Source organism: Bacteroidales bacterium (assembly GCA_017521245.1).
GTDB lineage: Bacteria > Bacteroidota > Bacteroidia > Bacteroidales > G3-4614 > Caccoplasma_A.
The window spans coordinates 370,931-383,139 of record JAFXDI010000001.1 but is presented as its reverse complement, the minus strand read 5'-3'; the positions used below and the strand labels follow the sequence as shown (position 1 = coordinate 383,139).

Below are 12,209 nucleotides of genomic sequence, written 5' to 3'. Positions count from 1 at the left end.
TATATAAAGAGAATTAGGTTAGATTAGATTAGGATATGAAGAAAATTATTAATTGGTTATTCAAAAATATTGATTTAGTAGTAATCGTATTTGGGATTACTACTCTAATTTTAACTATTTTAGATCAAATTATATGCTTATGTGATATAAGTAAGATATTTATATATATTTCGGGATTTATTGGATTTATATATATATTATACCCTATCTATTTATGGTTTGTAAGAAGTGCTGATTTTGATTGGCATTTAATTAATGGACACTTTTTACGTAAAGTTGTTTGTTTGGTTTGTTTAATGCCATTCGTATTAGTTTCAATCTTTTATATCTGCAATTATCTTTTTGGATTAGAGTTTACTGAATTATATAAAGAGAATAGTTATACAAGCTCTAAAGACTCTATTATTTGGATTATATATAACCATTTTGTTGATCCTGGCAACCAATATATGGCTTCGTCTTCAAATGGCAGAATATTTACTGCTATTATTGCCATATTGGGAGTTGTACTTCTAAATGGATTATTTGTTTCATCAATAATAGGTTGGGTAGATAGGAGAAAAGATAAATGGATTAAGGGTGAAGTATATTATAAACATGGCTTAAAACCTAAATATGTTATAATTGGTGGAAACGATATAGTTATTGGAATTGCTAAACAATTATTAAATAAGATTGAAACTTCAAATTATATTCTTATTCAAACTTCACGTGATATTGAAAGTTTTAGACGTAATTTATTCTCTTCAATAACTGAAAAGCAACAGAAAAAATTTGTTATATATTATGGTAACAGAGATTCTCAGAGTGATATTGATAAATTAAATCTTAAAAACACTAAAGAGATATTTGTAATTGGGGAAGATACTCGTACTGATGATATTGAATCTTACCATGACACTATAAATATGGAGTGTCTGAAACTTATAAGTAATAAAATTAGTAATGTTAAAACTTTTAATGAGAATAACAAATTAGTTTGCAGAGTAATGTTTGAATACCAAACTACATTTAATATTCTTCAAGTTACAGACATAGACGGAACAAAAATTAAATTTATTCCTTTCAATTATTATGAAATGTGGGCTCAAGATGTACTCATTTGCAAAGAACTCGAGAATAAAAACGAATGCAAATATCTTCCTCTTGAAGGATTTGAAGGAATAAAATCGGAGGATAAAGACTCTTTTGTTCATCTTGTAATTGTTGGAATGTCGCGAATGGGAGTTGCCATGGCTATTGAGGCAGCACACTTGGCTCACTATCCAAATTTTAATAAATATAAAAAACGTACTCGCATAACATTCATTGATGCAAATATGCAGAATGAAAAACATTTCTTTATGGGTCGTTTCAAGGAGTTGTTTTCTATTTCTCGTTACAGAGATGTTTTAAATGATAAAAAATCAGAATCAAATAGATTGTATTACGATTTTGAAAATTATCCATGGAAAGATCCATTAAAAGAATCAGATTTTTATTCTCATTTAGGAACGGATTTTATTGATATTGAATGGGAGTTTTTAAATGGGTCTATTGAAGATCCTGATATTCAAGACTACTTAACTGATGCCGCAAGTGAGAAAGGAGCAAAATTAACTATTGCTATTTGCTTACCCGAAAATAGCAAAGCAATTGCCGCTGCGGCATATTTACCTGATAATGTATATAAAAGTTCAAATACACTTCAAATATTGGTATATCAACGTTTGAATAATGAATTACTAAGACAGATTAATGGAAACAACATCAGATATCAAAGTAAATTAAAAGCTTTTGGTATGGCTTCGGAATGTTATGACCCATCATTAATTGATATATCTGAAACAATCGGAGGAAAAATTAATAATAGATACAATGAAAAACACAAAGAAAAGATTATAAATATTATTAATAGCATTAGAGAAAATAGTTTAAATGAAGATACATTACAACAATTATCCAAATCATATTCCAAAATAACTGAAACTAAATTAAAAGAAGAGATCAAAGTTATTTGGAGAAAATGGTTTGACGAGAACCCCTATATAGACGATAAAGAAAAATGGAACTCTTATGGTTGGGAAGGCAAAAAGAATGAAATAACAAAAGAGTTGGAAACTTATATTAACCATAACGATTACGAAGAAGATAAAAAGCATAATACTAATACAGGTAAATCTTCCTCTGCCAAAATGTGGTCTAATAGTTATAATGTTTTCTCAATGTGGACTAAATTTAGATGTTTTGGAATAAATCCTTTAAATGGAGAAGTATTCGATAATGAAAATTTAGAAGAAGTTGCAAAGGTTGAACATAATAGATGGGTTGTTGAACAACTGTTATTACGATACAGACCATTAACTAAAATTGAACAAGAAGAGGTAAAAATAGAAGGAATATACTCTCCTTCATACCTGAAAAATGATTTAAAAAAGAACTTCGCTCATCTTGATATTTGTTCTAATGAAATATTAAATAACATTGATTATAATATGAGTGAAGTTGATGAAGCATTAGTTGAAGTATTACCACCGGCTTACACTGAATATTATAACCAACAGATAAAGAAATAGAGATCTAAAAAAAAGATAGGATACTATATAAATTAAAAATGGCAACAATATTAACAAACTTCATAAACAAAATACAAATAGACAATTCAGTAAAAAATAGTATTAACTCTGAAATTATTAATTGGGGTGATATAATTGTATGGTTTGCTGTATTGGGATTAATATTAGCAATAATTGTATTCTTTTTATCAAATAAGAAATCTGAAAGAATTCTTAATTTTATATCTAACAATCTTTTACCTATTTCTCTAATAGTATGGTTGTTGGGAGTTTTTATATATATTATTGGCTTTTACAGACCTGATATAAATTGTTTTCCTGTAATCTTAAGATCTATAATGTCGGCATTCAAAATGTTTCTTGTTATCCAAGATCTTGCGAGGATTCAAGCAGATTTGCTTAATGACACTTTATATATGTCAACATTCTCCTTAATCCATTTTATAGCGGCATTTATAACATTCTTGTTTGTATTCAAAATGATAGGTTACAAAATAAAATCATCTTTGAATATTATTATACACAAATTGTTTTATGCAAAGGAAAAAAATATACATCTATTTTGGGGCGTAAATGAAGCATCGTGTTTACTTGCTGAAGATATAAGAAAAAACTTCCCTGATGAAACAATAATATTTATAGACATTGACGATGCTGATGATAATAGTAAACAAAAAGCAACATTAACTAACATAACAAACTCAATAACTATTACAAATAGAGAAATAACCAGATTAGATAGTATTAATGCTCTGGTTGATCATTGCTACAACGGTCCTGCTTCAATTAATTCCGAAATGGATATTTTTGGCGTATTAAAACTAAATAATATCGGAAAGATCATCCAAATAAGTAACAAAGCTAATTTTTATTTTTTATCAGATAATGAAGCAAGAAATATTTCCGGGGCTTTGAACTTACAAAGAGATAAGAGTATCAACTCTATGAAAAACAATAACTCTATTATATATGTTCATGCCCGAAGAGATGCTAACAATGAAGTGTTTAACCACTATTCTCAATATGATGAGAATTCTAATAGAATTAAAATAAAAATTATTGATTCAGCATATTTATCAATTTGTACATTAAAACAGGACTCAAAATTTTTACCTGTAAATTGTGTTAAGATTGACAAAGAAAGTGGACTTGTTGAGACTCCTTTTACTGCACTGATTGTTGGTTTTGGAGGAACTGGTATAGAAGCATTTAAATTTTTATATGAATACTCTGCTTTTGTTGGTAAAGATTTGAAAAAAAGTAAATTCAGATGTTATGCCGTTGATGAAAAAATGAATAAAATAGCAGGTATTATAAAAGAGGAAATGCCATCAATAAAAGAAGAGGAACTATCTCTTATTCAAGCATCTATTGATTCTAAAGAATTTTGGGAAAAGATTAATGAGATAATTAAAGATTTAAACTATGTTGTTATTGCTTTAAATAATGACGTAATAGGGTTATCTCTTGCTGTAAATCTCTTTAAGTGTGCAATAAAAAATTGCAACTCAAATGATACAATGCTAAAAATTATGGTGCGTTGCTATGATAATAATAATGAACAACGTATGAGTGAGGTTATAAATAACCTTAATAAATCTATTGCTGATAATATTGAAATTGTGTTATATGGTAAGAGTAAAGATTTATATTGTTGCGAAAATATTTTATCTGACTTAACTTTGAGGGAAGCAAAAGAGTTTAATAAAATTTATGAGAATTCTGATTTAACAGCAGATGAACAATGGTCTAAAAACTTTAGTAATAGTGAGATTAATAGATTAATGACAAATAAAAAGATGTCACGCTATCATGCCATATATGATATTAATCGACGTATTTCACAAAATATCTCAAATTCTCTTCATAGTTCAACAAAAATGATTCTTATGGGAGTTACAGGAGATGGATATTCAGAGAGAATAATAGAATATTATGATTATGTAAATTCAAGAGAAAATAATACTACTATATACAAATGTGAGGACAAACATGCTCAACTACTTAAAAATATGGCAATGGTGGAGCATGAACGCTGGATTGCTTCTCACAAACTTATGGGATATAGTTATAACTCTAAAAATAGTCACGAAAAAAAATACCATAGATGTATGTGTCATTGGGATAATTTAGATGAAATTACAAAATCGTATGACTGCAATGTAATTGATACTACAATTAAAATGGCATATAAAAAACTAAATAATGAGACAATATAATGTTATAATATTATAAAGATTTGATAATTATGGAGAAGAATAATTACACACCTCAACCAATTGATACAAGCGACATTAGGTTATCGGAAGAATTAAATGAGTTAATTGAGAAAATGGCAAAGAATGTGCACGAAGTATGGGCTCAGAGTCGTATTGAACAAGGATGGAGATATGGTGAAAAACGTAATGATACCCTAAAAACTCACCCATGTTTAGTTCCATACGAGGAGTTACCTGAGATTGAGAAAGCATACGATAGGGATACTGCTTTAGGTACTCTAAAATTAATATGTAAATTAGGGTTTAAGATAAGTAAATAAGGATTATAAAGGTATAAGATAATGGAAATTCCATTATCTTTGATTAAAACAAAATAGGTGAACAACATATAAGTTGTTCACCTATTTCATATTTATGAGAACAGTTTATTTTACTTCCTCAAAATCAACGTCTTGAACTTTATTGTCGTCTTCGTTGTTTGTGGCACTATTTGTTGGACCTTGTTGTGCATTTGCTCCTTGTTGTGCTTGTGCATTGTATAGGTCTTGTGCTGCTGATTGAAGTACTGTGTTCAACTCAGCTATTGCTGTATCGATTGCTGCAATGTCTTGTGATTTGTGAGCATCTTTTAGTTTTGCTAATGCTCCCTCGATAGATGATTTTTTGTCAGCGGGGATTTTATCTCCCATCTCCTTCATCTGTTTCTCGGTTTGGAAAATCATTGCGTCTGCTTGATTTAGTTTATCGATACGCTCTTTTTCCTTAGCATCTGCATCAGCATTTGCAGCTGCTTCATCTTTCATTCGTTTAATCTCTTCATCACTCAAACCGCTTGAAGCCTCAATACGGATACTTTGCTCTTTGCCTGTTCCTTTGTCTCTTGCTGATACATTTAGAATACCATTAGCATCGATATCGAATGTTACCTCAATTTGTGGTACTCCACGCATTGCAGCTGGGATTCCATCAAGGTGGAAACGGCCGATTGTTTTGTTGTCTCTTGCCATTGGACGCTCTCCTTGTAGTACGTGTATCTCAACTGATGGTTGATTATCTGCTGCTGTTGAGAATACCTCCGATTTACGAGTTGGTATTGTTGTGTTAGCTTCAATTAGCTTTGTCATTACTCCACCAAGTGTTTCGATACCAAGTGAAAGTGGTGTTACATCTAATAACAATACATCTTTTACATCACCAGACAATACTGCTCCTTGAATTGCGGCTCCTACTGCCACTACCTCATCAGGATTAACTCCTTTTGATGGTGCTTTACCAAAGAATTTCTCTACAATTGCTTGTACTGCAGGTATACGTGTTGATCCTCCTACAAGGATTACTTCGTTAATGTCAGATGCTGTTAATCCTGCATCTTTCAATGCTTGACGGCAAGGTTCAATTGTTGCTTGAATCAGGTTGTCTGCTAATTGCTCAAATTTTGCTCTTGTAAGGGTTTTTACCAAGTGCTTGGGTATTCCGTTTACTGGCATAATGTAAGGCAAGTTAATCTCTGTTGATGTTGTGCTTGACAACTCAATTTTTGCTTTTTCAGCAGCCTCTTTCAAACGTTGTAGTGCCATAGGATCTTGGCGTAGGTCAATTCCTTCTTCTGCTTGGAATTGATCTGCTAACCAGTCAATAATAACGTGGTCAAAATCATCTCCTCCAAGGTGAGTATCTCCGTTTGTTGATTTCACCTCAAATACTCCGTCACCTAATTCAAGGATTGAGATATCGAATGTTCCTCCTCCAAGGTCAAACACAGCAATTTTCATATCTTTGTCAGACTTGTCAAGTCCGTATGCCAATGCTGCTGCTGTTGGCTCGTTTACAATACGGCGTACTGTTAATCCTGCAATCTCTCCTGCCTCTTTTGTTGCTTGACGTTGTGCATCGTTAAAGTATGCAGGTACTGTGATTACTGCCTCTGTTACTTCTTGTCCAAGATAATCTTCGGCTGTTTTTTTCATCTTTTGAAGTACCATTGCTGATATTTCTTGTGGTGAATATAAACGTCCGTCGATATCAATACGAGGTGTGTTGTTTCCGCTTTTTACTACTTTATAAGGTACGCGTTTCAACTCGTCTTGTACTTGATCGTACATCTCTCCCATGAATCGTTTGATTGAGAAGATTGTACGTGTAGGGTTAGTGATTGCTTGACGTTTTGCAGGGTCTCCTACTTTACGCTCACCGCCATCAATGAATGCTACTACTGAAGGTGTTGTTCTGTGTCCTTCGCTGTTTGAAATTACAACTGGTTCTGTACCTTCCATTACAGATACACATGAGTTTGTTGTTCCTAGGTCAATTCCAATAATTTTTCCCATCTTATGTAAAATTAAGTTATTAATATTCTTTATTTTTTTGTTAGGCTAAATTTAGGCCTACACTTTATTTACTTCAAACAACGTGCCAAACATTTTTGTTGGTCTTTTACCCGCCTTTTACTATAAAAAAATGCTTTTACTACCAAAAAAACAGGACACGCCATGTAATATTTGTCAGTTTTTATGACTATTTGTCAGTTTTTATGTCATATTAGGTATTTTATAGGTATAAGTTGTATTTTTTATATTTAAAACTTTTATTGGAATGGTTGTATATTTTTGATTATATTTTGTATATTTGCTCAGATTTTATATAAATGAGTTATTTACTTTAAATTTTTAAATATTATGAATTTAACACACATCGAGCATCTTGGTATTGCTGTTAAAAGCATTGAGGCTTGTTTACCCTACTATGAGGGAGTTCTTGGTTTAAAGTGTTACAATATTGAAGAGGTGGCTGACCAAAAGGTTAAAACTGCTTTCTTTAAAGTTGGACAGACTAAAATAGAGTTATTAGAGCCAACAAGTGAGGATAGCACTATTGCTAAGTTTATTGCCAATAAAGGCGAAGGTATTCACCACATTGCTTTTGCTACTGATAGTGTTACTGAGGCTTTAGCGGATGCTGCAGAGAAAGGTATTCGTTTAATTGATACTGCCCCTCGTGGTGGTGCTGAAGGATTACAAATTGCTTTCTTGCATCCAAAATCAACTTGCAGCGTTTTAACTGAACTTTGCGAGGATCCTAATAAATAATTTTATTCGTACATTTTTAATTAATATTATATGAGTACTCAACTTGAAAAGATTAAAGAACTTATTGCCTTACGTGCCGAAGCACGTTTAGGCGGTGGAGAAAAGGCTATCGCCAAACAACACGAGAAAGGAAAATATACCGCTCGTGAGCGTATTGCTATGTTATTGGATGAGGGAAGTTTTGAGGAGATGGATATGTTTGTTAAACACAGATGTACCAACTTTGGTCAAGATAAAAAGACTTTCTTAGGTGATGGTGTTGTTACCGGTAGCGGAACAATTGATGGTCGCTTAGTTTATGTGTTTGCTCAAGACTTTACTGTTTTTGGTGGTTCATTGTCAGAGACTATGGCTTTGAAAATTTGTAAGGTTATGGACCAAGCGATGAAAATGGGTGCTCCTTGTATTGGTATTAACGACTCGGGTGGTGCTCGTATTCAAGAGGGTATTAATGCGTTGGCTGGTTATGCCGAGATTTTCCAACGTAACATTTTAGCATCAGGAGTTATTCCTCAAATTTCAGGAATTTTTGGTCCTTGTGCCGGTGGTGCTGTTTACTCTCCTGCTCTAACTGACTTTACTCTTATGATGGAGGGTACTTCATATATGTTCTTGACTGGTCCTAAGGTTGTTAAAACTGTTACCGGAGAGGATGTTAGTCAAGAGGATTTAGGTGGTGCAAGTGTTCACGCAAGTAAATCGGGTGTTACTCACTTTACTGCTGAGACTGAGGAGGAAGGATTGGCTCTTATTCGCCAACTATTGAGTTATATTCCTCAAAACAATCTTGAAGAGCCTCCTTATATTGAGTGTACTGATCCTATTGATAGATTGGAAGACTCGTTGAATGAGATTATTCCTGATAGTCCTAATAAGGCATACGATATGTATAACGTTATTGCCGCTATTGTGGATAATGGCGAGTTCCTTGAGGTTCAAAAACAATATGCTACTAATATTATTATAGGTTTTGCTCGCTTCAACGGACAAAGTGTTGGTATTGTTGCTAATCAACCTTGCCGCTATGCTGGTGTTTTGGATTGCAACGCTTCTCGCAAGGGTGCAAGATTTGTTCGTTTCTGCGATGCTTTCAATATTCCTATTGTATCGTTGGTTGATGTTCCTGGTTTCTTGCCTGGTACAGGTCAAGAGTACAACGCTGTTATATTACATGGTGCTAAATTGCTATATGCTTACGGTGAGGCTACTGTTCCTAAAGTTACTGTTACTTTGCGTAAATCGTATGGTGGTTCGCACATTGTAATGAGTTGTAAACAACTTCGTGGCGATATTAACTACGCTTGGCCATCGGCTGAGATTGCAGTTATGGGTGGCGCTGGTGCTGTTGAGGTGCTTTATGCTAAAGAGGCTAAAACGGCTGAAGATCCTAAAGCATTTATGGCTGAAAAAGAGGCTGAATATACTAAATTGTTTGCCAACCCATACAATGCCGCTAAATATGGATATATTGATGATGTTATTGAACCTCGCAATACTCGCTTCCGTATTATTAGGGCATTACAACAATTACAAACTAAGAAACTTTCTAACCCTGCTAAAAAACACGGAAATATTCCTCTATAATTTTAATTGATTATGAATAACAGAATAAGAAAGTATATCTATATCTGTATGTCCGTGTTTTTGGGCATTACATCTATTTCGTGCAATAAAAGCGAAAAGAGTAATGCTTCAAAACTCGTAATCAACGAAGTATTAATCAAAAATGAAACAAATTTTCAGGATGATTACGGACAACATAGTGCATGGATAGAGATATTCAATAAATCGTATGGCAGCGAGAACCTTGCTGCTTGTTACATTAATGTAAAGAATGATCTGGGAGAGAAATCTTATTTTATTCCCAAAGGCGATGTTCTTACCATTGTAAAACCTCGTCAACACGCACTTTTTTGGGCTGATGGACAACCTAATCGAGGAACATTTCATTTAAATTGCATTTTAGATGAAAATAGCGACAATTATATAGAACTACTTGATTCAGGTAAAAAATTATTAGATTCGGTTACTGTTCCTGCTGGAAAAGTTGGTGTTGATTGTTCTTGGGCTCGTATTACTGATGGTGGTACAAAGTGGGAAATTAAAGGTGGAGATAGTGGTAAATACGTTACACCAAGTACAAATAACCAAACTTTGGATAGCAATCCAAAAAAGGATAAATTCTCGACTCTTGACAAATATGGTTATGGTATGGCTATATCGGCTATGACTGTTGTATTTTCAGGATTATTGATATTGTTCATTTTGTTCAAATTTATTGCTAAAACGTCAATATATTTGAGCAAACGCAATGCAATGAAAGCCAAAGGTGTTACATGCGAGAAAGAGGCTAAAGAGAAAAAACTTGGAGAGGCTCAAGGTGAGGTTATTGCTGCTATTTCAATGGCATTACACGAAATGCAAAATAGTGACCACGACTACGAAGAGACAGTTCTTACTATTACTCGTGTTAAACGCAGTTACTCGCCATGGAGTTCTAAGATTTATTCATTAAGAGAGACTCCTAATAGAAAATAATTTCGTTAACCTAAAATTAATTAAAAAATGAAAGAATATAAATATATTATTAATGGTAACCCATACAAGGTTTCTATTAGCGATATTAACGATAATATTGCTCACGTAGAGGTTAACGGAACCTCTTATAAAGTTGAATTGGAGAAGGCTCCTGTTATTGCTTCTGCAAAACCTGTTGTGGTAAAACAACAAGCTGTTGCTCCTACTAAACCTGCAACACAAACAACAGTAGTTAATAAACCTGTGGCTCCTGCTGGTAAGTCGGGGGTTAAATCACCACTCCCCGGTGTTATCCTTGACATTAAGGTTAATGTTGGTGATACTGTTAAAAAGGGACAAACAATTATCATTCTTGAGGCTATGAAAATGGAAAATAACATTAATGCCGATAAAGATGGTACTGTTACTGCTATTAGTGTAAATAAAGGAGACTCTGTTCTTGAAGGCAGTGTTCTCGTAACTATTGAATAGTATGGGAGAGTTTATTGATTTCTTAAGTGCGAACCTTGCCGACTTCTGGACATATACCGGTTTTGCTAATGCAACAACTGGTCATATAATAATGATTCTTATCGGTTTGGTTTTCATATACTTGGCAATTGCCAAAGAGTTTGAACCTATGTTGCTTATTCCCATAGGTTTTGGTATGCTTATTGGAAATATACCATTTAATATGGATGCTGGTCTTCAGGTGGGAATATATGAAGAGGGTTCAGTATTGAACATTTTATATGGCGGTGTTAAATCTGGTTGGTATCCTCCTTTGATTTTTTTGGGTATTGGAGCCATGACAGACTTTTCAGCGCTTATATCAAATCCTAAATTACTGCTAATTGGTGCCGCAGCTCAATTTGGTATATTTGGTGCCTATATAATTGCTTTGGCTATGGGATTTGATCCAATGCAGGCAGCTGCAATTGGTATTATTGGTGGTGCAGATGGTCCTACTGCTATATTCTTGTCATCTAAACTTGCTCCTAATTTGATGGGTGCGATTGCGGTTTCGGCATACTCATATATGGCTTTAGTTCCTGTTATTCAACCTCCTATTATGCGTTTGTTGACTAACAAAAATGAGCGTTTAATAAGAATGAAAGCTCCTCGTGCTGTATCACACACAGAGAAAGTTATATTCCCAATAGTAGGATTATTACTAACTTGTTTCCTTGTTCCTTCAGGTTTACCTCTGTTAGGAATGTTATTCTTTGGAAACTTATTGAAAGAGAGTGGTGTTACTCGCCGTTTGGCTGAGACAGCCCGCGGTCCGTTGATTGACACTATTACAATTTTATTAGGAGTTACTGTTGGAGCTTCAACTCAAGCATCGGAGTTCTTGACGTTAGATTCTGTTAAGATTTTTGCTCTTGGTGCATTATCATTTGTTATTGCAACAGCATCAGGAATCTTATTTGTTAAGTTCTTCAACCTATTCCTCAAGAAGGATAATAAAATTAATCCTCTTATTGGAAATTCCGGAGTATCAGCAGTTCCTGACTCAGCACGTATATCTCAAGCAGTTGGATTGGAATATGACCCAACTAACTACTTATTAATGCACGCAATGGGACCTAACGTTGCTGGTGTTATAGGTTCGGCAGTTGCAGCTGGTATATTGTTAGGATTCTTAATTTAAAAAATCATTAAACTAAATAGATCAAAAGAGATTGTGCCTTGTGTACAATCTCTTTTGTTTTATTATTAATTTTTGTGATAACATAAAGATACTACTACCCTAGTAAGAAATATTCAAGGAAACTGATGTTATTTAACACATTTGTTATTACTTTTGCAACTGAAAACAAGAAATTAAA

At 33.4% G+C, this 12,209-nt stretch carries 9 protein-coding genes; 8 read left to right on the top strand and 1 reads right to left on the bottom strand.

Features of this window, described 5'->3' with window-relative positions; all coding sequences use genetic code 11:
• Positions 1-35 precede the first annotated feature (35 nt).
• The 3 genes from IKK64_01560 to IKK64_01550 are packed head-to-tail and all read left to right on the top strand — an operon-like array spanning position 36 to position 5,094.
• Positions 36-2,555 (top strand): hypothetical protein, encoded by a 2,520-nt coding sequence (locus IKK64_01560; protein ID MBR4118748.1) that lies wholly within the window; start codon positions 36-38, stop codon positions 2,553-2,555.
• 38 nt (positions 2,556-2,593) lie between these two features.
• Positions 2,594-4,774: a hypothetical protein gene (locus IKK64_01555; GenBank protein MBR4118747.1), complete on the top strand. Its 2,181-nt coding sequence runs from the start codon at positions 2,594-2,596 to the stop codon at positions 4,772-4,774.
• A gap of 29 nt (positions 4,775-4,803) precedes the next feature.
• Complete coding sequence (locus IKK64_01550; GenBank protein MBR4118746.1) at positions 4,804-5,094, top strand: Ryanodine receptor Ryr; 291 nt, start codon at positions 4,804-4,806, stop codon at positions 5,092-5,094.
• Positions 5,095-5,199: 105 nt separating this feature from the next.
• Here the strand turns inward: IKK64_01550 and dnaK are convergent, their stop codons facing one another.
• On the bottom strand, positions 5,200-7,101 hold the full coding sequence (gene dnaK, locus IKK64_01545) for a molecular chaperone DnaK (protein ID MBR4118745.1): 1,902 nt from the start codon (positions 7,099-7,101) through the stop codon (positions 5,200-5,202).
• Between the two features lie 348 nt (positions 7,102-7,449).
• Between dnaK and mce the strand changes: the two genes are divergently transcribed.
• From mce to IKK64_01520, 5 genes are read left to right on the top strand one after another with little or no spacing between them, the layout of a single operon-like run.
• On the top strand, positions 7,450-7,860 hold the full coding sequence (mce, locus tag IKK64_01540) for a methylmalonyl-CoA epimerase (GenBank protein ID MBR4118744.1): 411 nt from the start codon (positions 7,450-7,452) through the stop codon (positions 7,858-7,860).
• A 30-nt stretch (positions 7,861-7,890) separates the two neighbouring features.
• A complete protein-coding gene (locus tag IKK64_01535; GenBank protein MBR4118743.1) occupies positions 7,891-9,444 on the top strand; it encodes an acyl-CoA carboxylase subunit beta in 1,554 nt (517 codons plus the stop codon).
• Between the two features lie 12 nt (positions 9,445-9,456).
• Complete coding sequence (locus tag IKK64_01530; protein MBR4118742.1) at positions 9,457-10,398, top strand: OadG family protein; 942 nt, start codon at positions 9,457-9,459, stop codon at positions 10,396-10,398.
• 27 nt (positions 10,399-10,425) lie between these two features.
• Positions 10,426-10,869, top strand: coding sequence for a biotin/lipoyl-binding protein (locus IKK64_01525; protein MBR4118741.1), 444 nt, complete (start codon positions 10,426-10,428; stop codon positions 10,867-10,869).
• A 1-nt stretch (position 10,870) separates the two neighbouring features.
• Positions 10,871-12,031, top strand: coding sequence for a sodium ion-translocating decarboxylase subunit beta (locus IKK64_01520; GenBank protein ID MBR4118740.1), 1,161 nt, complete (start codon positions 10,871-10,873; stop codon positions 12,029-12,031).
• Positions 12,032-12,209: the final 178 nt, after the last annotated feature.